Consider the following 23,323-nt stretch of genomic DNA (forward strand, 5'->3'; position numbering starts at 1 on the left):
TACGAGCCTTTGGAAGTGTTGAATGACCAAGATATCGCTTATTTGATTGATTGTTTTTACGAGGAAAATGTGCAGAATATTTATCCTGCAACACTTTTAAAAGAAATAGCCAAAGAACTGAAATTAACAAAAATAAATTGATTTATGAAAACAAAACAGGTAACAAGAGAATGGCTCGAAAGTCAAGTAAGTAACATCAATGCTGAGTTGTTTTACTCGCACCACGAGGCAAAAGAGCGTCATCGCTTGGAAGCAGCACGTAATTACTACGTTTCCAAATTGGTCGAAATGGACGAATATAATTTGCAATTCATTGAAATAGAGATATTATGAGACGAACAGATGAGTATATTGAGATACTACGATTGGATAATTTTATTCACGTTCTCTCGTGGCAAGAGCGTTTGCAAATTTGCCAATATCGAGCGAACAAAACAGATGAAGTTCCTGAGAAAGTTAAACTATTGCAGGAAATAATACGGAATAACGGTTGGGATATTCCTGAGTTTAGATATTCTGATGATAGAGAACTGAAATGGCTTGACAATGGCATTCCAAGAGCTATACAGTTTTTCCCATTAAAAATAATTTACGAGTTAAAAAATATCATTTAATCATTTAATAAACAATAAAAAATGGAAGCAATAAACATCAACAATTTATCTGCCGAGCAGCGTGCGGAGCTTGTAAAACAGGCAAAAGAACTTGTAAAACAAGAGAAAGAGCAAAAAGCAAAAGACAAGGTTCTTTTGAAAGAATTGGAAAACGGATTTGTTCGTGAAAATATTGATTTTTTCATTGACAAACGAGGAGCATTGGAGGACAAAATATTGATATTGTTTGGTAATATTGAAACAATTATCGAATTGCGAGCCAAAGTATTTGGCAACGACAAACGAGAGCAAGACAGCCATACTTTTACCCTTGATGACGGCTCGGCAAGTATCAAAATCGGTTGGAATGTGCGTTCTACGTTCAACGGAACGGAATCTGAGGGGATTGTCAAAATTAAGCAGTATATGGCTTCCCTTGCGGGTGAGTCCGAAAATGAAAAAATACTGATGGAGTTCCTAAACGTAGCTTTGAAAACGGACGTACAAGGGAATTACAATCCAAAGAAAGTCAGAGAACTAAATTCAATGCGAAGCCGAGCCAACAGCGAATTGTTCAACGAGGGTATGGACATTGTAAACGAAGCGATGCAGGACATTCGCACCTCACGCTATATCCGAGGTTACAAAATGGTAGATTTTGGTAATGGTGTTCAAAAACGAGTAAATTTTAATTTTTCGATAGACTAAGTCGGTAGCACCGACAGGCAATCCGTAGGGGCGTAATGCTTACGCCCTTACATAAACAAACAACGGGCGTAAGCATTACGCCCCTACATTAAAACCGAATTTAAAACAGATTTAAAAATGGCAAAAGAAACATTTATTTGTGAAATGAAACTTTCCAGTGGTAGAAAGTTGAAGTTGAAAATGAAATCTATTGAGCTTTCCGAAATAGAAAGCATTCAAGAAGGCAAAAGAATTTACATAATGTTTACAGACGGGCAACAATTTATCTTTACTTTTTCAGGAACTACAGAAGATGAAATTGTAGTGCAACCCCTTGAAAGTAAATCAAGTTTTGGTTTTCCGCTTGATAAAATTCGCCTCTGTTTTGTTGAAGTAAAATAATTACATCATTTTCCGCACGGGCAGGCATCGGGGTTCAAGCCCCCGAGCGGAGCTAATTTTAAAACGATTTGAAAATGACAACCGTAAATCAAGTAAAACAAACCACAGATTATTCAAAATTTAAAACATTAAAAGGAAATCGAAACGTTAATAGTATTCACATTGAACGCATTAAACGTTCTATTAAGGAGCAATATTTAATGTCGCCTATTATTGTAAATGAGCGATTTGAAATCATTGACGGGCAACATCGTTTTAGTGCTATAAAGGCTCTGAATTTACCTGTTAATTTCATTGTGGTAGAGGGCTATGGATTGCGTGAAGTGCAATTACTCAATACCAATATGAGCAATTGGAAGAAAATAGATTATTTGAACGCTTTTTGCGATTTGGGTTATACTGAATATTTAAAAATGAGACAATTTATGAAAGATTTTCCCGAATTTGGTATAGCCGTTTCAGAATACATTCTCGTGGATAATACATTAGGTGCAAATTCAAAATCAGATAAAGTGGGAGGTGAAGAGGTCGGACGCATTCGTTCTTTCCAAGAAGGTGATTTTAAGGTAAAAAATTTAAAACTATCATATGAAAATGCCGAGAAAATAATGATGCTTAAACCTTACTATGATGGTTTTAACAGGGCTACTTTCGTTAAGGCTATGATTGGGTTATTTAAGCACCCTAATTATAATCACTCGCAAATGTTGCAGAAATTAAAATTACAACCTTTGGCGATGGGGCATTGTGCTAATGTATCTCAATATAAAATATTGCTTGAAAACATCTACAATTACAAAAGTAGAGAAAAAGTGAGTTTACAATACTAATATGATAACCACAGACCAAATCAAAATCATTCAAACGCTGTTAAATAAGCGTTTCTCTGACCGCACAGAGCGATTGGAATTTCTATCCGATTTTTTCGGTATGGAAATCAAATCTACCAAAGACTTAACTGAAAAACAAGCCTTTCAGTTAATTAGATTTCTGAAAGAAGGGCGGGTAGCACCCGCAAGCTATTACGCTCGCTTTGATGCCGATAACAATCAACACCTTACCATTTTGGCACGTTGCCACGAACTCGGCTGGGTCGTGAGCCACGACGGGCGAATTATTGCCGACCTAAATAAGCTCGGCGGTTGGCTTATCTCAAAGCGTTCGCCCGTGAAAAAGGCGTTAATGGATATGAGCCACAAAGAGCTAAGCAAAGTGATTTTTGCGATAGAAAATATGATAAAATCAAAATATAAGTAATTAACAACGAACAATTAACAAATGATACTACCTTTCAAAACCAAAATTAATGGAAAACCCACCTACTTCGTAGAGAAAATTTGGGCAGGACTTGAAAATCATTGTGTGGATCCATTCTATCACGAGGGTAAAACCTCTGGAAAGTACGAGTTTGAGGACAATTGGTCATTCGCTCCGAAAATCCACACCATACGAGAGGACAAAACCAACCGTTGGCAAGTAGGGAAAACGATTGACTTTTATATCAATAATCGCACAAAAAAAGCCTTTTGTTTCGCCCCGAGAGTGCCTGTAAAGAATATTCAAACCATCAAATTAGATTACGCCCCTTCATTCGTATATCTGTATATTGATGATGAATGTGTAGAGGCAGCAAGGATTGACGATGGAGGGATTGAGTACTTATTCAGGAGCTTATCCACAGAGGGCGATTGCCCCATAATGCACAGCTTGGCAATCAATGACGGCTTTGAATCCATTACTGAATTTCTAAACTATTTTTATCCCTACGAAAAAGACGAAACCACTTGCTTTGAGGGCAAAATCATTCACTGGACGAATTTTAAATATTAACCTATGAAACTCAGCAAAGAAAGACAAAAACAAACAGGAGCATTTTACACGCCTAAGATATGGGCAGATTTAGCCGTTGAATATATGCGGGCGTATTTGCCATTGCCGTTGGAATATTACACCTTTTATGACCCAACGGCGGGAGAAGGCGTACTATTGGAGGCTCTACCCGAAAATTGCGAAAAATATGCTTCAACTTTGGAGGAAGAAGATGTTAAAATTATGCAGAATAAAGGCATTAAAGCATGGCAATTTGATTTTTTGAATGATGATATTTTTCATTTACCACATCGGATTTTTCAGGCACAAATGAGTAATAAATTAGTGGTTTTTATGAACCCACCGTATGTAAAACTTCCTGCTGAACCCAAAAGCCGAACGCAAGATGTATATAGTACTAACGATAGCGTGGAGTGTTTTTATTACAGAGTAGGTTTTGAACTTTCACCGGTTTTTCTGTGTAGTTTTAACAAATTAGATATTTTACAAAGTCCTAAAATGGCAAATTTCAGATGGTTTTTTACCAATGGGCGACCGTTGATAAAAAATTTCATATCAAACTCCAAAACTTGGGGTTTGAGTGGAGAATTTCCTATTGGGTTTATGATGTGGAATATGAAAATGACAAACGAAGAATATGAGCAAGAAATGAATCAAAAAATGGAACGTTGGGCAATGCTTCATCAGTCAATGCCCAGCAAATATACAGACCCAAAAGACTATAAAACGCCCGAGATGATAACAAAACAAATGCCTACAAGTGATGACATAATATTAAAAAAACAAATAGAATGACACCAGAAGAAATCAACCAAATAGAATGCGAGCTCGAAATAGTCAAACCTTGTGAGCATAAACATACAGTAAAAAAGGTCATTGACGCAACTTGGATATTAGAACTTGTTGCCGTTTTTTGCGAAGATTGCGGCGAGCAACTGACAGAGGCTGAATATGAATTATAATAATTACGAATTACGATGAAAATAAGTTTAAAACTATCTAAGGACGTAACTAAGGTGTTGTCTATTTATTTTAACAGAAGTAAAGAGGCACAACCAAGAACTCGAAGGCAGCGAGTGCAACTAAGTATTATGCAAGAAGTTGCCGTGAAAACGCAGCGTTTTTACATCGGTTTTCACGATAGTAAGAAAAAACGTAAAATCAGCTTTAAAATATATGAAGCGGATATGATAGAGCAGTTTTTTAGCGATTTTATTGATGTTGTCGATGAAGAATATTCTAAAAATGTACTTCGGAAAATTATCGCAGAAATCAACCAACAATTAGCGTAACCAAGTGCGAAAGCCCCAACTTCAACGCACGGAGCTCCTCTTCTTCGGAGAGGCGGGGGTGAGGAATAATGGAGCAACTGACTACATATCAAGTGAAAGGTAAAAAATCGGCGGTTGTGTATGTCTTTAAATACGATTTAAATGGTAATTTAAAAGTGTTTGAAATTGTAGGCGAACCGCTGAATGAGCAACAAAAAGCGTGGCTTTTCGCTACGTATCGTTTTCCGATTGATGAGTTGAAAATGAAATATTGGCAAACTAATTCGCCTTTTAAAGAGCATTTTGTTATCACAAAAATAGCACCTGATTTATCGTTCGAGGCACTTTGGGAGACATACAACTACAAAATGGGCAAAAAAGATGCTATCAAAATGTTTAACAAACTCAAAGAAGCAGAAATTATCAAAGTATTTTTGTCGCTCAAAGGCTATGAGGCACATTTGAAACGAACAGGACAAGCCAAAGCCTATTTAGCTACCTATTTGAACAAAGAGTATTATAATAATGAGTATAGAGATTAGGCAATAAAAAATTGTGTGTCGAGGCTCTCAACAAACGCCAACTTGCATAATAAGTTGGCGTTTTGTAATTTTGCAAAAAAAGAAAATTCTTTTTATATGGTTGCTGAAAAAATGAGATATGGGCGCAGGAGAAATCAATTATTGCGTTACAAGGCTATAATGGACGAGTTTAATAAACACGACTGCCGTTATATACCTATTGCAGTAATTTGGCGTGAGTTTATTTACCCAAAGTTTTTTATATCAAGAGATACACTTTATCGGGTGCTTAACACAGCTGTCGATGAAGAACTTGCTGCCTTGCCTCCTGCCACTAAGCAACTTACTTTATTTGATAATTAAACATTTTGCACTTCACAAATATACACTATCTCATACTCCTGCACACCGTCATCACGCATTATATGCTGAGTAGAAAGTCGAATGAGTGGCGATACATTCGTTTTCGGGCTGAAATAATGTAACTTTTTATGTAGCTGTTCCAACAGTTCCCATATTGCCCAAGCGTTGTCTTTTTGTCCTTGTGGAGCTCTCAAACTGGTGTTGGTAAGTTTTAAATCAGCAATAGTAAAGCGTATTTCTGCTCTGCCGATTTGTCGTTGCTGTGGCTGTTGTTTTGCGTCTCTCCCCGCATTGGAATATTGTATATTACCAATATCAATTAAACAACAGGGGAACTGCACGGGCATATTACTTTCATAATAAGTTAGTTGTCCCCAATTTTCGTCAATATACCGAATTTCTTTAATTTCGGCGATTCGGTTTTGCAAGGTTTGTAAGATTTCTTTCATAAATCTATTTTTATAATTTTATGATTGGTATGCAGTTCATAGATAAACATAGTATCATCTTTTGTAAATTCAAAGGGAGTGTCACTTATAAAGTAGTTATGTCTTTTTTCAAATATTTTATCTCCTTCTTGGTTTAAAATTGATATTCTATCACTATTTTGAAGCCTCTCTACAAAAGCAATTTTTCCATTATTAGAAACAGCATATACACTGGGGTTGTTATACTTCTTTTTATATAAAACTTTTTGAAGTTCTACATCTACCAAAGCGATGTTATATAGACCACTATCAGAGGCTACCCCCACAACACAAAATTTTTTATTTTCTGAATAAATTTTCTTTCCTAAAAATCCCACCTCTTTTCTTTCGCTTTGATTAACCCAATCTGTTTCAAATATAGGATTTCCTTTACTATCATAAAAATCTATTTTGGGTTGTATATATTTCCATATATTGCTGCGTTCAATCTTAGCTTCCTCTATGCTTTGTCTTATACTTTCTTTTGAGAGGTCAATGTCAATGTTGATTGTATTTGTATTTTCCTCCGTTTTGTTTGTGTGGTTCTTTCCTTTTGAAAAGATTTTCTTTAAAAAATTCATCGTATTTTGATTTGTTTAATAATGCACAAATGTACAAAAAACAATATAAACAAATTATTATGTGATTTTATCTAACGCTTTTTTTATATTTTTACGCAAATAAAATCTTATCCACCGATATACCATAGGGTGTTCGCCGATGAATTGGCGTTGTTCTATGGCAATGGTATCGCCTACTTTTTTGAGTGCTAAGGCTTTGAACTGCTCGGCTTGTATGCCTTTTTTACCCGCTTCGATGTATTTTGCCCAAAAGAACTTTTTCATTTTTTGGGTTACTTTGATTACTCCACCCTCGTTATGGAGTGCAGCATATGGCATATTGCTGGTAAAAATAACGCTATTGCCTTGCACTTTGGCATTGATAGAACGGCGTAATTTCCCCGAACGCATCATTAGCGAGCCTCGCTTATTGATTAGTTTTGTTTCATTCCAACGCTTATCAAAAAAGGCTTTTCGCTCAAAGTTTTTATCAAATTCCTCTTTGAGTTTTGTGCGAACATCCTCTAAGGTTTGTTGCATTATTTGTTTTAGGTTCATTTTTTTAAAAGGTTTTTAAAGTTATTTTAAAATTAGTTGTATCTTTGCAAAAAAGTTTATCAGTATGGAAGCTAAAAAATATTACATCTCCGAGCGTTTTTTTACAAAGGACGAATTAAAGTCTTTTGAGCAGAAGCACGGCTATAAGGTAACCGAAATACATTATATGTGCATTCACGGCGAGATTGATTTTTCTGAGCCAAAAGAAAAAGAGTTTTTAATGCGTGAGGGCTTTCCAAAAATTTTAGCTCGTTTCTTTGCTTAATCTGTTTCAAGTATCAATTTGATTTTTCCATTATTTTCTGTAACATCAATAATGTTCATTTTTTGGTTTCTACCTAAAATAATTTCGCTTTCTTCGTAATTAGAAGTAACAAAAGCATTTGTTCCTTTCTTGGTTCTGATTTCCAAGTGAACTGATCTCCCTTTGAACGCATTATCTTCTTTAATGGCGGAAACAGATGTGAACCCCTTATCAGCATAAGTAGTAATGTTTGTCTTCTTTATATCATCTATCATTTGAGAGATATTGCTACTTGACTTAACCCCAAAAATAGCCTCTATAAAATCATTTCTAACGTTCCTATACAACATCATATTATCTTTTAGTTTGTTGTTTTTTATAAGGCTGTCCAACGCCTCAACAATTATTTTATTTTCGCTTGATAAAGGTATATTTTCTCTTAAATCAGCGTTAATATCAAAAGAGTTAGCTGTTTGTACATAGCCTGTTGTTTTTCGTCCCATAATAATATCTTCGTTATCTTTGTCAAAATTTTGTTCGCGGTAAACATCCCTTAATTCTCGTGCAAAAACGTTTTTGTATGTTATTGGCTTTTCTTTTTCCAACTCCCTTTTAACCTTATCAGCTCCCACCACTTTGCTATAACTATTATTTTTCGGAAACAATGTTTTTTCAAGGGCTGGATTAAACCGAAACATTTCCAACTTGTTTTTGCCACTTGCTCCGATTTGTGTGGTGACTCTTTCGCCCAGTTCTCGTGCTTTTTTGCTATCCGACAATTGTTTTTCAGAGGCTAATACCTGCACCACAGTACATCGGCAACGCCAACCCAACGGCGGATAATAACTTTCCCAAAAAGGGTCAGTTTTGGGCAAACAAACCCCACGCAGGGCATCGTGGTCGGCACGTACCCGTTCATCTCCCGCAGTGCGGTATTCCAACCAGTAACGCTCGGCATCGTCCGAGAAAGTTTGCCAACGCTCCACACTCTGAGCCGATTGTACCGCAAACTCATATTCTGCCTCCAAATAGTTTTTGTTGTAGGTATTGTTAAGTTTTAAAATATCCTGTTCAAACTGATAATAAGGGCGTATGTTTCCGTTTTCGTCTTTGAGTAGGCTACGAGCTTCGGTAAGCTGAGCGTGTGTTTTTAGTCCCGAAAACGCCAAATTGCCGTGTTCTAAATGCTTGCGTAAATCGTCCGTTACCTTGTGCGAAATAGTCGAGTTAAACGCTTTTGTGGTCTCTTTAACCAATGCTTTGTATTCTTTGGTTTTGAACAAATCTTCGGGTTTGTAACTGCCTTTGTCAAAGAGTTTTTTAAACGCCTTTTCGGCGGTTTTTAAAATCCTTTCCCAACCCTCTCCGAAGGAGAGGGCTTTTCTCCCTCCTTCGGAGAGATTAAGGGAGGCACACAAAGGACAACCACAAGGCTTGTATTGTTCTTGTAAATTTTTGTGTAGTGCCTTAAAGTAAATCCTCCCCCCAACCCCCTCCGAAAGAGGGGGCTTTTCGTGTGGCGGGAGGTTTAATCGAAAAAATAATCTAAAAACAGATTTTGGAGCTTTGTCTCCCTCTCCTTCGGAGAGGGCTGGGGTGAGGACACCTCAATACCAAACTTGGTTTTAATCCACTCATTATCTACTTCTTTGTAGGGTAAAATATCTTTGGTTCTTGTCCAAAGTTCGGAAATATCCTCGCTTTTGTCATACTCAAAGTGGAGAGCCTCCACGGGCAATAAACCTATTTTGTAAAGTGCAGGAAGTACTTTATCATTCATATATTGCTCTACAAGTGTTTGGTCGGCATTGACCAAATCGGCTAAAATTTCCTGAGAGGATAGTTCTTTGCCACGAGTACCAAATTTGGTATCCTGTCCTAAAATTGCTCCCGAGATAAGCAATGAAATTTCCTCATTGCAAAGGCGAATGAGTCCGTTATACACTTCGCCCGAGGCAGGTGTACCTGTAGAGGCAAACTCAAAATTTTCGGTATCGTCAATAATAAACCACGCCGCAGCCGCCATATCACGCATCATTTGTTCAGCACGATTCAGAGCTTGTACATCACGGGTATTGGTTTTCATCACTCGGGGCGGAATACCGTAAATTTCGCAAAGTTCTGACCAGCAACTTTGAGCAAATTTTTTAAAGAGAATATGCGGTACGGCTTTGTTGAGTAGCCCCACATCACCCGCCACACCGAAGTCCAAAAGCGTAACGCCGTACTCTCGTGCTTTAAAATATTCGTCCCCTTTGTCATCGGTAGCATCTTTCAAAATCAGTCCCTTTTTGGGCAATACGTTTTGCCTTTGGATAAGGGAAATCCCCACCCCAACCCTCCCCGAAGGAGAGGGAGCATCCGAAGTGGAAATTTCAATGAGAGAATAACCAAAATAACGGCTGTCCAAAATGTAACCGATGATTTGATTAAACCAAAGTGAATTTTGTAGCCCAGCGGTGAGTTCCTCGTTAGTTTCGCCGTTGGGATTTTTGATATTGAAAAACGCTCCGATGCTTTTCTGTTTGCGGTTTTCAATCTGCGAGAACAGCCGTGCATCGGTAAGTATATCTTCGTATAAGTTGTACAGCGGAAACATTTTTGGATTGTCGGGGTGCATTGCCATAGCAAGGGCAGATTTCCACGTACGCACATCGTTACGCACGATAGAAAGTGGCTTTTGAACGATTTGTGGAGCTATTTTCGGGGTGATTTTCGGCACTCGCTTTTTATTCGGGTATGTATTTTTTTTCATTTTCAACAATCTTTAAAAGTATTTAAAATAATATGCAGGGGTGCATCACCCCTCGTGGTTAAATTTTGGGCGACTACCGAAGCGAAAAGCACGGAGAGCCTCCGCAGGCAAATCTTCTTTATTAACCAATGGTAATGAGCTGATAGTTACTTCGCCTTTAGAAAGCCGTTTGAGGTAATCAATGGCACGGTCGTAGCGTTCTTTGGCTCTATCGTAGAGAATATCCACATTAGCCAAATCAATGATATGCCATTTGGCTACGGTAATTACCAAATTCAGAATAAGCGGATTGCGGTTGGTATCACGAGCCGAAAATATTTTATCAGTGTCATAGTGCGGCCTTCCGTCTAAGTATTCTAATCGGTCGTTAAACTCCAAATAAGAACGTACTTCTTGCTCGGCAGTTTCTAAGGCTTGCAGTACAATAGTGTCGTCCCCTTCCGTTATTTGGTCGGTTTGGTAGTTGTAAATGTTGTTTTTTAAATCGTCTTTTGTTGCAAACATAGTTGTTAGGATTTAGGGGGGGTAGGGATTAGGGGTTAGAAAGTACAAGAGCCAAGTTTTCAAGTTTCAAAATTCAAAACACTTGGATTTTGGTACTTGTTACTTAAAAAACTATTGCCTAAAACCTAATCCCTATTGCCTAAAATTTATGATTTACCCTTTCGCCAAAGGCATAACGGCTGGTGGCTTGTCGGGTTCGGTTATTAACATATTTAAAAGCTCCGTGAACGGCATCGGGACCATCATCGTGAGCTCCGCTTCCTTTCTCAAAGGCTAAAAACTGGTCGATGAGGGTTTGCATATCGGCATTTTTTTGCTCCTCATTAAAAAAAACATTACCACGCTCGAAGTGTCCTGATAGACTTTCGATGCGGTCAAATTTTTCCGATTTTGGGCGTTTGTCAGCAACAATAGGAATGTAATAGCCTCGCTTGTCGCCCTCAGTGTCAAAGTCGTTTACAAATTCGTCCATAGCAAAAAGTCCTTCAATCATATAGCGAATATTGAATCGGTCAAGGCTAAACTGCTCGTACACGTCATAAAGCCATTTGGCACAATGGGCACGGCTTTTTTGTTGCATATACGTCAGTAAAATATGAAATTCCTTGCCCTTTTTGCCTACTAAAACCATTGCCTTGTAATCGGCATTTTCTTTATAGGACAAATCTCCGTAAAAACACAGAGCTTCGTATTGGTTGAGTTTGTAGGGCTTTTTGTACTTAATATCTTCGTATTTGAAAATAGCTCCGTCTTCAATATGAACGTGCATATACTCTCGCATAAAAGAGCGGTAGGGTGTTTTAGAAAACTTTTCACGCCAATAGTCGGCAGATGTTTTTTCTTTCCATTCGGGGGTAAAATCCTGCAAGTTTTTTACTGCGGAAACTGACAATATTTCAAACACAATCCCCTCCCTATCCCTCCCCGAAGGAGAGGGAACTTTTCCCCCTTCGAGGGTTAGGGGGATGAACAATTGTTTTAACCGATTGGTTATGGAGTTTTTATGAAAATTGTTATTTGCATAAACAAAGCGTTCGGTGGCGTTTTGGTCGGTGTCAAAACAACCCCAAATATCTTCGGTAATAAAATCCACGCTTTCTCGCATAATACGGTCGTTATGAATGGATTTTTTGCTATCCACGTCATCTACTACGATGTAATCGGGTCGTGCGTCCTGCTCTCTGGCACCTCGCGGATTTTGTCCAAAACCAAGCGACATAAACCGCACCCCGTCCGAAGTGGCAAAATCGCCATCTGCCCAATCGCCTATCGAGAATTTTTCGCCGTAGTCGTGTTTGATACGGTTGTTATATTGTAACTGAGCCTGTATGCCCGACAGTAACTTTTTGGCTTTGGGCTCGGTCTCGCCGATGAGTAACATAAATCGCAAATCGTTTTTTGCCAAATACAAATACAGCGGAATCCCCATATCTATATGCACGGATTTACCCGCTGAGCGATACATTTCAGCAAGTAATCGCAGTTTTTTGTTTTTAATAATAAGGCTCGCCAACTTGGCGTGAAACCAAGCACATTTGCTTTTGGCATAATTCGGAAAATAGTACTCAAACCAACTCACATAGTCGCCTTCCAAATGCTTTCGGCGATGCAGTTGGTTGGCAGGTGTTTCGTGGATATTGACAGATGTAGCTTTGTCTATGATGCGACAATGCTTGTCGTAATCCTGTAAGAGTTTGGCAAATTTTTTATTGTTCATTGCTTATTTTATGTTGTAAAAATTGCTTGTGAAATTTGGTACATTGACGGGCAAATTCGGGGTCTATTTGCGATATAAAATAGTCTAATTCGGTAAGTATTTTATATACGGTAATAGGGTCTGCCTGTTTGTCTAATCGGTCGAGTGCCGCCATTAGCTTAGCCACCGCATCGGCTGAGAAAGTAGCCCCTTCGCCATTCATTATACGAATCGTTTCGGCTTGTAGCTTCTGCTTGATGATTGTAGGCGAAGCGTGAAAGTTCAGTCGTTTTTCCTCCCAGTCGTATTTTTTTGCCCATTCGCCAATGGTGGCAGGGCGTACAGAAAACAGTTCTGCCACTTCGCTTTGCGTAGCCTGTATATTCTCTATATAATATTGTTCGGCTTTGAGCCTTGTGGTGTCTTTTTTTGCCATTATCCTCCCCAACCCCTCCCAAGGAGGGGCTTAAAGATGTTGGGGACACCTCTTTTTAATGGTTAATAAAATCTTTTTGCGGGCAAAATTCAGATTAAAACGCTGATTATGAAAATAATTGTACGCAGATAAGACACTTTTGTATGAAATCCGAACAAAACTGTATTGTTAGCGTACAACTATTTGTGTATTAGTTGTTTATGACGGAATTTTGCCTCCGAAAACAAACGATAATGCAAATGCCAACATTTATATTAAACGACCAAAGCAAACAAAATTCCTATGGCTTTACGGTAGTAACCGAAGGGATTGATTTGAGCCGTTTTAACGAAAATCCTGTAATGCTTGATGGACATTCCAATACCAATGCTTCGGTAATTGGCAAATGGGTAAACATTAAAAAAGAAAACGGCTTATTAACGGCTGAAACTTCTTTTGATATGGAAGACGAAAATGCCAAGCTGATTGCAGGTAAGGTGGAACGCGGATTTATCAAAGGTGCCAGTATGGGGCTTTCCTTCAAACGTAACGACCTGCGAATGGATAGTCAAGGCAACCTAACAATGACTAAATGCGAAATTTTTGAGGCATCTATCGTAGCCATTCCGAGCAATGCCAAAGCCTTAGTACTGAAAATGGACGGCGAGCTATTAGACGAAACCCAAATTAAAGAGCTGTGCCTAAGCATAGCCACCGATTACGAACCATATAAAAAAGATAGAAATACAATGAAATTACAATTAGGACAACTGGCGATTATCGCTTTAGGATTTGCAACGACAACCAAAGAGTTATCGTTGGAAGAAGTAGAAAAAGGGATTTTAGATCTTCAAAAAGCCAAAGAAGACACCGAAGCCAAACTTAAACTTTCGGAAGAAAAGGTAAGTGCCTTTTTAGAGAAAGAAAAAGCCCAAAAACAAGCCCTTGCCACGCAATTGGTAGAGGACGCTTTAAAACAGGGCAAAATTACCGCCGACAAAAAAGCCACGTTTTTGCAGTTGGCAAATGACAATTATGAGTTAGCAAAAAGCACTTTGGACGCTATTCCTACTCGTAAAACCTTTGCGGGAGGACAAACCGCCCCTGTGGGGACTGACACCATAGCAACGATGGAGGACTTTCAGAAACTAAGCCTTGATGAGCAATTGGCTTTCAAAAATGCCAATCCAGAGGGCTACAAAGCAATTATCAATGGTTAATTATCAATTGTAAATTAACCATTTATCATTAACAATTAACAATTATAAAAAATGCCAAAGAATTTTCCAGAAATTTGGGAGGGTCGCGTAAGACAAACCCTTGAAAATGGTGCTACGGCTCCATTCTTAGACGGAGTTGCCGAATTGGACGGCGACGTAATGCAAATGGGAGAGGAAAACATTATCCATATCCCTGCTACACACTTCAACCCAGAGGTGTTGATTAACAACAAAACGTATCCGTTGGCTCTGCAAGAGTATGACGATGAAACCATATCTGTTAAGTTGGACAAGTACCAAACCAAACCTACTTCGGTTACTGATGACCAAGTTATTGGAGCAAGTTACGACAAGATTGATGCCGTAACCAAAGCCCAAACCAATTCTATCACGGTACGAAAGTACAAAAAGGCTATTCACGCCATCGCCCCAGACGAAGAATCGGCGACAACCCCTGTACTTTCATTGGCAGGTGCAAAATGTACTTATGAGGATTTGGTGGCTTTGAAAGAAAAATGCGACGAGTTGGAATGGCCCGAAGAAGGCAGACGTTTGGTACTTGCACCAAAACATTTTAACGACCTGCTATTAGACCGAAATCGTTTCGGTGAACAGTTGGTAAATTACCAACAAGGGAAAGTATCGCCTGTGATTGCAGGTTTTGAAATCAAAACTTACGTGGCAATGCCTGTGTACAAAACCGATGGTAAAAAACGTGCGTGGGGCGAAGTGAAAGAAAGTACTGATAAAGTGGCTTCGGTAGCCTTTGTGGTGAGTAACATTGCCAAGAAAACAGGACTTACCAAGCAGTATTTCTCCGATGCAAAAACCGACCCGCAAAACCAAAAAAGTTTGCTCTCGTACCGGCACTACTTTATTGCCGTGCCTGTGGAGAACAAATTCATTGCAGCGTTGAAGTAATTTAGTTCAAGGTTCAAGGTTTAAGGTTCAAAGTTTAGGTTTGAACCTTAAATTTCAAACGTTTAACAAATCAATTTATGGAACAGATATTTAAAGACAACCCGAAATTAGATGAAGTGTACAGAACTTCAGACGGCAAATATTTCTACTTGGAAAGCGATGCACGGAACTATGCCACTGCTGCCAAGTTACACGACAAGAAAGTAACCAAATTGGTGCGTAAGGCAACCCTCAATGAGGATACAAATAACGAAAACCAAGATGTGAAACGTGCCGAAAAAATCGCTGAATTACAGGCATTGGAATTGGTTAAAGAGAATTATAACCAAATGAAATCATTGGTGAAATTCTTTGACATCAAAACCTCTAACCAAAGTGCGGAGGCACTCATTGAGGCACTCACGGAGTTTAAGAAAACAATTTAATTAAGGGGTTAGCGTTCAGCGAATAGCAGTCAGTTTCTATACGCTATACGCTAACCACTAACAACTAAAAAAATGAACGGAATAAAATTTATAAGAGAACAAGGCGGACTGGGCAGAACCCTTACCGGTAGCGACCATATTTCAGGGCTTATCGTCTATGGCGAGACAGCGGTCGAAAAAAAGTTGTTACTTTCGGTGGAAGATTTGACCCTGCAAAACATTACCGCGGAAAACAATCCTGTATTGCATTACCACGCTTCGGAGTTTTTCCGAATTAACGAAGGAGCAAAACTATACGTACAGTCGGTTGAAAATTCCGATGGACAGTATTCAGAGGTAAAAATATTGCAAAATTTTGCTGAGGGCAATATCCGACAAATTGCCATTTGTGATTTTAAAACGGCGGTAAGTTCGCTTTCGGCTTCAGTAGCAAAACTCAACGAAATAGCCACAGAATTGGGCAATGCAAACATTCCTTTAAGCGTTTTGTTATCGCTTAAAGTTTCAAGCTCGGATATGACTTCTTTGCCCGATTTACATTCGCTAAACGCTGAGCGTGTGAGTGTGGTATTGGGGCAAGATGGTGCAGGACGCGGGGCGTATATTGCTCAAACTACGGCATCTATTGGCTGTATAGGTGCGGTGTTAGGAGCTACCTCTAAGGCGAATGTTCACGAGAGTATCGGCTGGGTGGAGAAACAAAACTTGGTTTCTACCGCTTACGAAAAGGCATTTACAGGTGGAGAGCAGAAAGCATTAGAATTAGATGTGCCTGCTTTTTGTGATGGTTCAAAATTGGGCGATTACACACCTGCGCAAATTGAAGCAATCCACGACAAAGGATATATTTTTCTGGTAAAATATACCGGAACAACAGGTACATTCTTTAATGATAGCTTTACGGCAACGGTTCTTACCAGCGACTACGCTTACATCGAAAACAACAGAACCATTGACAAGGCAATTCGTGGTATTAACAAGGTGTTACTTCCGAAAGTATCGGGACCTGCATACATAGACCCTGATACAGGCGAGTTGGATTATTCAACTGTTAAATCCTTAGAAGCTCTTGCCGATGATGTGCTTTCACAGATGAAAAAAGACGGTGAACTCAGCGGATACAAAGTAAGCATCAACCCAAATCAGCAAGTATTGAAAACTTCAAAATTAGAAGTAGTTATCAAGTTAGTACCTACGGGAACATTACGTGAAATCATTGTAAGAATTGGTTTAACCTTAAAAACAGAATAAAATGGCGGTAGAATTAGAACCTTTAATTAATGGCAGAGAGTACGGCTGGGCAGACATTGTGGTAAATATCGGAGGCGTACCTGTAACGGGTATTAGAGCTATAAAGTACAATGAAGAAATGGAAAAGGAGAACGTGTACGGTGCGGGTAGGCACCCCGTATCTCGTGGATATGGACGCATAAAAACAACTGCTTCTATCACCTTACTTTCGGGTACAATAATGGCACTCAAAGCCAAAGCTCCAAAAGGGCAATTATTCAGAATAGCACCGTTTAACATAGTAGTAAACTACCAACCCGAGGCGGGGCCTATTGTAACCCACGTGCTGAAAAATTGCGAGTTTACCAAAAACGAATTTGATTGGAAAGAAGGCGATATGAGCAAAGAAGTAGAATTGGAACTTATCGTTTCTCATATTGAAGATAAGTCAATTTAATAACTATTTAAAAAGAATTTAAAATGCAAGAACAATTAATTTGTGGCAAAACGCCCGAAGAAATTCAAGAGTTGAAAAACAAGCACGGACACCTTGTATTGGGAGAGGTGAAGCAAGGGGAAAAAACTTATCACGCTATTTTTAAAGAACCAACTTTCAAAGTATTGGAAGCTACGGGGTCTGTATCAAAAAGTAGTGAGATAAAAGGTACGATAGCCTTGTATGACAATTGTGTAGTTGTGGCAGATGAGGCTTTTAAAGGCAGAGATTTTTTGAAGCTCAAAGCAGTGGAGTGTTTGGCTCATTATATGAACTCGTTTAGCGTGTCGGTAAAAAACTTGTAAGCTCCGCATTGTCGGAGCAAACTACCGAAGTCAATTCACGGATACAGGCTAATGCACTGATACGAGCCAACTTTCACATAGACCCTGAAGGGTTACAATTAAGTCAATGGACAAGGCTTTACTGCGAAGCCCTATGGATAGAAAAATGGAGATTGCAGAACCAAGCCGAACTATTTAAGGCTTTGTTTAGTGGGTAAATTTATAAATCCTTTGACGGAAGAAGCCATACAAAAATTGACATAAAAAAGGTATAAATAAAGCCCCAAACGCTCATAGTTCCACCAAAACCAAATAACCAATGACTAATTAGCCCTAAAATAGCTAAAACAAAAGCTAAACTAACGGAAAAAAGGTAAAGAAATTTGATTGTAACCAATAGATTTTTTAAAAAAATTATCATCGTAATAATCATTTTGTTTAACAAGCCAAAGATACAAAAAAAGAATGGATAATAATATAAATTTCGGAATAAATTTTAATATGAACGGCGAGACAGCCGTGAATGCTTTTTTTGTGGCTTTACAAAACAATATGGATACACTCAATATGGGGCTTCATCAAATCAATCAAACACTTAATGAAACCTCTGACAAAACGGTTAAAGCTATTGAAGGTATTTCTAAAAGTACCGAAACAACTACAAGACTTACCAAAATTAACTGGCTTGCTACATTTGACTTAATAGAAAAAGGGGTAAGTTCTCTTACCCAAATTTCAACATCTGGGTTAGCTTTAAACCAAAATCTTTCAGAACTTTCTGCTATTACGGGGCTTACTGGAAATAGCCTAAAAGAAATTGAAACAGCAGCACGACAAACGGCAAAAGCCTTCGGAACAGATGCCGCTGCCAACGTGGAGAGTTATAAAATGATGCTTTCGCAACTTTCTCCTAACATTGCTAAAAATAGTGAGGCAATGCGGATGATGGGCGAAAATGTTAATATTCTCTCCAAGCAAATGGGGGGCGATACGGTGGCGGCAACGGAAGTACTTAACACTTCGCTCAATCAGTTCGGTGTGTCGATGGATGACCCCATAGCGGCAGCAAAGGTAATGGCAGATATGATGAATACAATGTCCGCTGCTGCCCAACAAGGTTCTGCTGAGCTTCCACAAATCAAACAAGCCTTAGAACAGGTGGGTATGGTAGCCAAAACAACAGGCTTATCGTTTGCCGAAACCAATGCTTACATTCAGCTATTAGACCAAGCGGGAAAAAAAGGTAGCGAGGGCGGTATCGCATTGCGAAATGTGCTAACTACTTTATCCGAAGGGCGATTTACCTCGAAGTTAGCAGCGGAAGGTTTGCAGCAAGCGGGTATTTCGGTAGATTATTTGGCTGATACATCCATTCCGTTATCGGAACGTTTAAAGACATTGCGTAAAATTCAAGGCGATACGGCATTGATGACCAAAGTTTTCGGTAAGGAAAATATGGCAGCAGCTATTGCAATGATAAATACAGCAGACGAGGCTCAGGCTATGGCAGATAGCATCATGGGAACAAACTCGGCAATGGAACAAGCCGAAATCATAATGGAAAGTTCTGCCGAGAAAAATGCACGACTGAAAGCACAAGTTGATGATTTTAGGATTTCCATATTTAATTTAGGAGAAGGTTTTTTTGGATATTCAGGTGTGATTGCTGATGTTATCAATCAAGGAACAAGTCTTGCTCCCGTGTTTATCTTATTAAAAACAATTGTAACCTCCTTTACAGTAGCTACTAAAAGACAAGCTCTTTGGAATGGTATTTTAGCCACTAAAACGGCGATTGTTACAGGTGCTACCAAAGTATGGGCAGTAGCTCAGGGTATTTTAAATGCGGTAATGTATGCGAATCCTATCGGACTAATCATAGCGGCTATTGTTGCTCTTGTAGGTTATATAGCTACCGCAATCAATTATTTCGATAGTTTTGGCTCTACAATGATGCTTTTATTAGGCCCCATAGGAATGCTTATCAGTGCTTTTATGATGATAAAACGCCATTGGGACAGCATCGTAGAAGCCTTTAAGTCGGACGGAATTATAGGAGCTTTAAAGCGAATAGGTCTTGTTTTGTTAGATGTACTGATGCACCCTTTGCAGCGTATTTTGGGGTGGGTGGCTGAGCTTACCGATTGGGATTGGGCAAAAGATGCCGCTGGTTCGGTAGAGGAGTTTCGAGAGCGTATGAACCTCATTACCGATGACGAAAAGAAAGAAGAAACCAAAGATGACGAAAAGAAAGAGATAGCAACAAATCCTATCACGGGCAATCATACCGATGTGTTTGATGTATCCAAAGGTAATAAGATACCTCAAACACCAACCGTTGGCGGTGTAGCCGCTAAACAGGCTACCGAAAAAGAACGCAAAAGTGGTGGCGGTGGCAGTAGTTCAGGTAAGGTGTTGTCGCTTAATGTAAATACCCTCATTGGTAATATAACCATTCAAACAACAAATTTAAAAGAAGGAAAACAACAGATTGTTGAGCAAGTTAAAGAAGCAATGCTCACAGCAGTAGCAGATTTTACAGCAGCATCATGATACAAGTATTCACACCTAACCCAGAACAACTTGCCAGAGGAACAGCGGTACACTTGGCTTTTCGCTTTGGAATGCAAACGGCAAAACCTTTTGAAGTATCCGAGCAAATTGGCGAGGAAGGAACCCCAACCTTTGCTCAATTGAAGGAATTAGAGGGGAAAAATTGGCTGACTTCCTTAGCACTTGCTTTTGAGGATAAAAAAATAATATTTGAAGAATGTATTATTTCTGTTAATCAGGAAAAAAACATTGTAACCACGGCACTACAAGGGCGCAACGGCACGGTTAAGGAATATATTTCTGACGGAGATTATCAAATTTCAATAAATGCTACCGTATCATCGTATGAGGGAGAAGGAACTGATTATGAAACCGTATTGGAATATCCTGAGGACAAAGCCAAGCAAGTGGTTGAATTATTAGAACTGCCTGAAACACTTAGCGTACAGTCTGATTTTTTAGAAGTTTTTGGCATCAAATCAGTTGTGGTAACAGGTTTTTCATTAGAACAAGAAACCCATAGCAATCGCCAAAGTTTTCAAATACAAATGCTTTCAGACGAGCCATACGAAATTAAGCTCCGTAGCACGGAGAGGCAATAAAATTATTTAAGAAATGCTAAAATTGTGTAGTGAAATATTGATTGAAGAATCACCTCACAAGGCGGAGAGTCAGGGTCGAGTATGGGAATTTACTTCCGTAGCAGATTGTAAGATTGTGGAAGATACCGATACACTCACCGATACTTGCGAGCTTCAACTACCTAAAAACATTCAGTGGCAAGAAGCGGTAATAAAAAACGGAAAACCGCCTATTCACAGAGGTGATAAAGTTACAGTGAAATTGGGGTATGATGGAGAACTGACTACTCGCTTTGTAGGTTATGTGCGAAGTGTAGATGCCAAAGCGCCCGTAACGATAAAATGTGAGGATAGTATGTTTATTTTGAAGCTCAAAAAAGCCGAACCCAAATCGTGGAAAAAGGCAAGTTTGAAAGAAGTGTTACAGCATTTATTAAAAGATACAGCTATTGATTTTCAGCTAATAGATAATGATTTGGAGCTGGGAAGCTATCGGATAGTGAAAGAAACCATTTCGGAGGAATTACAGGAACTCAAAGAAAAATATATGCTCAGTTCTTATTTCAGAATGGTAGGAGAAAAAAATGTGTTATATGTAGGGTTAAAATATCCGTTTGACAATCGCAAAAAACACGTTTTCCGACACGGAAAAAATATTGTTTCCGAAGACTTGGAATACCGAAATAAAGACGACATCCGAGCAAGGGTTCAGGCAGAAAGCATCGGAGCAAAGCACAAAAAAACAACTATTGAAATTGGCGATAAAGACGGCGATTTGATTAAAATACGTATTGACGGACTTTCGGAAAGTGAACTGAAAAAGTATGCCGAGAAAACACTCGAAAATTACAAAAAAGACGGTTTTAAAGGTTCGTTTGAAACCTTTGGAACGCCCGAAGTGAGTAAGTGCGATATGGTAGAAATTCACGCCTCTGACGGTAATAGTGGGGTGTATTTGGTCAAGAAAAACGAAATAGAGTTCGGAATGAAAGGCTATCGACAAAAGATAGAATTAGGCAACGCAGTAAATTAAAATGACACTAAAAGAAGCAATACAAAAATTGGCTCAAACAGGCGATGAACGATATGCTAAAATCTGTCAAGTTATCAGCGTAGATACTGAAAACAAAACGGCAGATTTACAGCCTTTGGACGGCTCTTCACCCATTGATGATGCCTATTTACAGGTAGATGATAAGGGCGTTTTTGTGGAGCCGAAAGTAGGTAGCTTGGTGGCTTGTGTGTTTGTAACCAAAGAAATGGCAGTAATTGTAAATCATTCGCAAATCAAGCAGTTTAGCATAAAGATAGAACAAACCGAGTTTCAAATTGACAAAGATGGATTTCTTTTAAAAACAAATGAAATCAATTTTAAAACTCTTTTAAACGAGCTTTTAACGGAGCTTAAAAATGCGATTATTCAAACACCATCAGGGGTGGGGAATTTTTCACTAACGAACAAAAGCAAATTTGATGAATTGGGTAATAAAGTTAATCAATTATTCAAATAGTCGGTAGTACTTCGACAAGCTCAGCAACCACACCGACAGGCAATCAGTAACAAACAATCTAAACACAATGGCACTCAATAAAACAAAATTAGTAAACGATATTATCAAAATCCAAAAAGAAATGCTCCAAAAGGAACAGCAAGATTTTCAGGACTATGCCCAAAAGTTAGCCACAGCCATTGATGAGTTTGTCAAAAGTGGTGAGGTAACTGTTAAAAAGGGAATTTCACTTCAGGCAGGAAGTTATACAGGAGCAACAACCGCAGAAGGTATAGGCACTATTAAATGATATAAAAATGGAACTATTGAAAGAAATTTTATTGCCCGTTATTACCACTTTTGTAGGAGCATTCGTAGGCTGGCTTTTTGGTCGCCCAAAAGAGAAAGCCGAGCTACAAACCAACGAATTAGACAATGTGGACAAAGCCGTAAAAATTTATCGTGAAATGATAGAAGATTTAGGCGAGCAACTGCGAAAAGCAATCACAGAGCTTAATGCAGCCAAAACGACCATTCGAGAACTTGAAAGCACGGTAGAAGGGCTTACAACAGAATTAACCAAATACAAACAATTAAATGGTAAGTCGGTAGCAAAGACAAGCCCCCTAACCCCCGAAGGGGGAACTAAAAACTAACAACTAATCCCTAAATTCTAATCGCTAAAAATAATGAAAGATATTTTATTAGAAAACGATGATTTGCAACTGATTAACGGTGATTTTTTCGCAGGAGAAAGTCAAAATCAGTCCGTTGAAATGTTACTTAAATCAATGCAAGGCGAATGGAAAGAACACCCTGAAGCAGGCTGTGGATTAGAGAAAGCCCAAAACGGTGTTATTGACCGCTTTTTTGCTCGGAACATTCGTGTGCAGTTAGAGGCTGACGGTTTTGATATTGAAAAACTAACGATTAACGAAAAAGGAATTGAACTCAAAGGAAATTATGAATAAGTCTAATACATATCAAGCACACAATAATCAAACTTGGTTGGATATTTCGCTCAAACTATACGGAACGCCTGAATATGCTTTTGATTTAGCCGTTGCCAATGGCAGTAGTATTGTTGATGAAATTGTTGCGGGAGCATTTATTAGCTATGACGCAGAAAAAAAAGCAAATAAAACTGTTTTAGCAATTTACAATAACAACAAAACAAACCCTGCTACGGCATTCAGCGGGGAAGATAAACAAGTGATTGAAAAACCCCAAGGCATCAGCATTTGGGCGATAAATTTA

36 protein-coding genes are annotated in these 23,323 nt (G+C 38.8%); 28 read left to right on the forward strand and 8 right to left on the reverse strand.

Annotated elements, in window-relative coordinates; translation table 11 throughout:
- Positions 1-144: 144 nt before the first annotated feature.
- The 12 genes from OO775_RS06630 (at position 145) to OO775_RS06685 (ending at position 5,667) form a co-directional block, all read left to right on the forward strand.
- Entirely contained in the window at positions 145-333 is a 189-nt protein-coding gene (locus tag OO775_RS06630; protein ID WP_264846296.1) for a hypothetical protein, read from the forward strand.
- Positions 330-614 carry a hypothetical protein gene (locus OO775_RS06635; RefSeq protein WP_264846297.1) on the forward strand — a complete coding sequence of 95 codons (285 nt, stop codon included), beginning with the start codon at positions 330-332 and terminating at the stop codon, positions 612-614. Before OO775_RS06630 ends, OO775_RS06635 begins: the two co-directional genes overlap by 4 nt.
- Before the next feature lie 21 nt (positions 615-635).
- Positions 636-1,301 carry a DUF3164 family protein gene (locus OO775_RS06640; RefSeq protein ID WP_264846298.1) on the forward strand — a complete coding sequence of 222 codons (666 nt, stop codon included), beginning with the start codon at positions 636-638 and terminating at the stop codon, positions 1,299-1,301.
- A gap of 117 nt (positions 1,302-1,418) precedes the next feature.
- A complete protein-coding gene (locus tag OO775_RS06645) occupies positions 1,419-1,682 on the forward strand; it encodes a hypothetical protein (protein ID WP_264846299.1) in 264 nt (87 codons plus the stop codon).
- Between the two features lie 74 nt (positions 1,683-1,756).
- Entirely contained in the window at positions 1,757-2,512 is a 756-nt protein-coding gene (locus OO775_RS06650; RefSeq protein WP_264846300.1) for a ParB/Srx family N-terminal domain-containing protein, read from the forward strand.
- A 1-nt stretch (position 2,513) separates the two neighbouring features.
- A complete protein-coding gene (locus tag OO775_RS06655) occupies positions 2,514-2,939 on the forward strand; it encodes a hypothetical protein (protein WP_264846301.1) in 426 nt (141 codons plus the stop codon).
- 21 nt (positions 2,940-2,960) lie between these two features.
- Entirely contained in the window at positions 2,961-3,512 is a 552-nt protein-coding gene (locus OO775_RS06660) for a hypothetical protein (RefSeq protein WP_264846302.1), read from the forward strand.
- 3 nt (positions 3,513-3,515) lie between these two features.
- Entirely contained in the window at positions 3,516-4,307 is a 792-nt protein-coding gene (locus OO775_RS06665; protein ID WP_264846303.1) for a hypothetical protein, read from the forward strand.
- A complete protein-coding gene (locus tag OO775_RS06670; RefSeq protein WP_264846304.1) occupies positions 4,304-4,474 on the forward strand; it encodes a hypothetical protein in 171 nt (56 codons plus the stop codon). The genes OO775_RS06665 and OO775_RS06670 overlap by 4 nt, the downstream gene beginning before the upstream one ends.
- Before the next feature lie 15 nt (positions 4,475-4,489).
- Positions 4,490-4,804, forward strand: coding sequence for a hypothetical protein (locus OO775_RS06675; protein ID WP_264846305.1), 315 nt, complete (start codon positions 4,490-4,492; stop codon positions 4,802-4,804).
- Positions 4,805-4,872: 68 nt separating this feature from the next.
- Positions 4,873-5,325 carry an LvrA C-terminal domain-related protein gene (locus OO775_RS06680; RefSeq protein ID WP_264846306.1) on the forward strand — a complete coding sequence of 151 codons (453 nt, stop codon included), beginning with the start codon at positions 4,873-4,875 and terminating at the stop codon, positions 5,323-5,325.
- A 96-nt stretch (positions 5,326-5,421) separates the two neighbouring features.
- Complete coding sequence (locus tag OO775_RS06685; protein WP_264846307.1) at positions 5,422-5,667, forward strand: hypothetical protein; 246 nt, start codon at positions 5,422-5,424, stop codon at positions 5,665-5,667.
- Here the strand turns inward: OO775_RS06685 and OO775_RS06690 are convergent.
- The 3 genes from OO775_RS06690 to OO775_RS06700 are packed head-to-tail and all read right to left on the reverse strand — an operon-like array spanning position 5,664 to position 7,252.
- On the reverse strand, positions 5,664-6,116 hold the full coding sequence (locus OO775_RS06690; protein ID WP_264846308.1) for a hypothetical protein: 453 nt from the start codon (positions 6,114-6,116) through the stop codon (positions 5,664-5,666). The genes OO775_RS06685 and OO775_RS06690 overlap by 4 nt on opposite strands.
- Positions 6,113-6,715, reverse strand: coding sequence for a hypothetical protein (locus tag OO775_RS06695; RefSeq protein ID WP_264846309.1), 603 nt, complete (start codon positions 6,713-6,715; stop codon positions 6,113-6,115). Before OO775_RS06695 ends, OO775_RS06690 begins: the two co-directional genes overlap by 4 nt.
- Positions 6,716-6,772: 57 nt before the next feature.
- Positions 6,773-7,252 (reverse strand): phage virion morphogenesis family protein, encoded by a 480-nt coding sequence (locus OO775_RS06700; RefSeq protein ID WP_264846310.1) that lies wholly within the window; start codon positions 7,250-7,252, stop codon positions 6,773-6,775.
- A 64-nt stretch (positions 7,253-7,316) separates the two neighbouring features.
- Between OO775_RS06700 and OO775_RS06705 the strand changes: the two genes are divergently transcribed.
- Complete coding sequence (locus tag OO775_RS06705) at positions 7,317-7,517, forward strand: hypothetical protein (RefSeq protein WP_264846311.1); 201 nt, start codon at positions 7,317-7,319, stop codon at positions 7,515-7,517.
- On the opposite strand, the gene OO775_RS06710 is transcribed toward OO775_RS06705, so the two are convergent.
- The 5 genes from OO775_RS06710 to OO775_RS06730 form a co-directional block, all read right to left on the reverse strand.
- Complete coding sequence (locus tag OO775_RS06710; RefSeq protein WP_264846312.1) at positions 7,514-8,914, reverse strand: ADP-ribosyltransferase; 1,401 nt, start codon at positions 8,912-8,914, stop codon at positions 7,514-7,516. The two genes, OO775_RS06705 and OO775_RS06710, sit on opposite strands and share 4 nt — an antisense overlap.
- Positions 8,915-9,024: 110 nt before the next feature.
- Positions 9,025-10,251, reverse strand: a complete 1,227-nt coding sequence (locus OO775_RS06715) for a phage portal protein family protein (protein ID WP_264846313.1) — start codon at positions 10,249-10,251, stop codon at positions 9,025-9,027.
- Positions 10,252-10,296: 45 nt separating this feature from the next.
- Positions 10,297-10,755, reverse strand: coding sequence for a DUF1320 domain-containing protein (locus OO775_RS06720; RefSeq protein ID WP_264846314.1), 459 nt, complete (start codon positions 10,753-10,755; stop codon positions 10,297-10,299).
- A gap of 139 nt (positions 10,756-10,894) precedes the next feature.
- The gene (gene terL, locus OO775_RS06725; protein WP_264846315.1) at positions 10,895-12,472 is read right to left on the reverse strand and encodes a phage terminase large subunit; all 1,578 of its coding nucleotides are present in this window, start codon (positions 12,470-12,472) and stop codon (positions 10,895-10,897) included.
- On the reverse strand, positions 12,462-12,887 hold the full coding sequence (locus tag OO775_RS06730) for a hypothetical protein (RefSeq protein WP_264846316.1): 426 nt from the start codon (positions 12,885-12,887) through the stop codon (positions 12,462-12,464). Before OO775_RS06730 ends, terL begins: the two co-directional genes overlap by 11 nt.
- Before the next feature lie 239 nt (positions 12,888-13,126).
- On the opposite strand from OO775_RS06730, the gene OO775_RS06735 reads away from it, so the two are divergent.
- From OO775_RS06735 to OO775_RS06805, 15 genes are all read left to right on the forward strand, one after another.
- Positions 13,127-14,086: an HK97 family phage prohead protease gene (locus OO775_RS06735; protein WP_264846317.1), complete on the forward strand. Its 960-nt coding sequence runs from the start codon at positions 13,127-13,129 to the stop codon at positions 14,084-14,086.
- Between the two features lie 51 nt (positions 14,087-14,137).
- The gene (locus OO775_RS06740; protein ID WP_264846318.1) at positions 14,138-15,007 is read left to right on the forward strand and encodes a phage major capsid protein; all 870 of its coding nucleotides are present in this window, start codon (positions 14,138-14,140) and stop codon (positions 15,005-15,007) included.
- Positions 15,008-15,084: 77 nt separating this feature from the next.
- Positions 15,085-15,432, forward strand: coding sequence for a hypothetical protein (locus OO775_RS06745; RefSeq protein ID WP_264846319.1), 348 nt, complete (start codon positions 15,085-15,087; stop codon positions 15,430-15,432).
- Positions 15,433-15,504: 72 nt separating this feature from the next.
- The gene (locus OO775_RS06750) at positions 15,505-16,683 is read left to right on the forward strand and encodes a DUF2586 family protein (RefSeq protein ID WP_264846320.1); all 1,179 of its coding nucleotides are present in this window, start codon (positions 15,505-15,507) and stop codon (positions 16,681-16,683) included.
- 1 nt (position 16,684) lies between these two features.
- Positions 16,685-17,119: a hypothetical protein gene (locus OO775_RS06755; protein ID WP_264846321.1), complete on the forward strand. Its 435-nt coding sequence runs from the start codon at positions 16,685-16,687 to the stop codon at positions 17,117-17,119.
- A gap of 23 nt (positions 17,120-17,142) precedes the next feature.
- Positions 17,143-17,463 carry a hypothetical protein gene (locus tag OO775_RS06760; RefSeq protein ID WP_264846322.1) on the forward strand — a complete coding sequence of 107 codons (321 nt, stop codon included), beginning with the start codon at positions 17,143-17,145 and terminating at the stop codon, positions 17,461-17,463.
- Positions 17,464-17,471: 8 nt separating this feature from the next.
- Positions 17,472-17,660 (forward strand): hypothetical protein, encoded by a 189-nt coding sequence (locus OO775_RS06765; protein ID WP_264846323.1) that lies wholly within the window; start codon positions 17,472-17,474, stop codon positions 17,658-17,660.
- Positions 17,661-17,907: 247 nt separating this feature from the next.
- Positions 17,908-19,995, forward strand: a complete 2,088-nt coding sequence (locus OO775_RS06770) for a phage tail tape measure protein (protein WP_264846324.1) — start codon at positions 17,908-17,910, stop codon at positions 19,993-19,995.
- Positions 19,992-20,597, forward strand: coding sequence for a DUF6046 domain-containing protein (locus OO775_RS06775; RefSeq protein WP_264846325.1), 606 nt, complete (start codon positions 19,992-19,994; stop codon positions 20,595-20,597). The genes OO775_RS06770 and OO775_RS06775 overlap by 4 nt, the downstream gene beginning before the upstream one ends.
- A gap of 13 nt (positions 20,598-20,610) precedes the next feature.
- Entirely contained in the window at positions 20,611-21,609 is a 999-nt protein-coding gene (locus OO775_RS06780; protein ID WP_264846326.1) for a hypothetical protein, read from the forward strand.
- 1 nt (position 21,610) lies between these two features.
- Positions 21,611-22,087: a hypothetical protein gene (locus tag OO775_RS06785; protein ID WP_264846327.1), complete on the forward strand. Its 477-nt coding sequence runs from the start codon at positions 21,611-21,613 to the stop codon at positions 22,085-22,087.
- Between the two features lie 67 nt (positions 22,088-22,154).
- Entirely contained in the window at positions 22,155-22,376 is a 222-nt protein-coding gene (locus tag OO775_RS06790; RefSeq protein ID WP_264846328.1) for a hypothetical protein, read from the forward strand.
- A 7-nt stretch (positions 22,377-22,383) separates the two neighbouring features.
- Complete coding sequence (locus tag OO775_RS06795; protein WP_264846329.1) at positions 22,384-22,722, forward strand: cell wall anchor protein; 339 nt, start codon at positions 22,384-22,386, stop codon at positions 22,720-22,722.
- A 33-nt stretch (positions 22,723-22,755) separates the two neighbouring features.
- The gene (locus tag OO775_RS06800) at positions 22,756-23,037 is read left to right on the forward strand and encodes a hypothetical protein (protein WP_264846330.1); all 282 of its coding nucleotides are present in this window, start codon (positions 22,756-22,758) and stop codon (positions 23,035-23,037) included.
- A partial coding sequence (locus tag OO775_RS06805; RefSeq protein WP_264846331.1) for a hypothetical protein occupies positions 23,030-23,323 on the forward strand: 294 nt, incomplete at its 3' end. The genes OO775_RS06800 and OO775_RS06805, both read left to right, overlap by 8 nt.

The sequence above is a fragment of the Capnocytophaga catalasegens genome, from assembly GCF_026005215.1.
Lineage (GTDB): Bacteria > Bacteroidota > Bacteroidia > Flavobacteriales > Flavobacteriaceae > Capnocytophaga > Capnocytophaga catalasegens.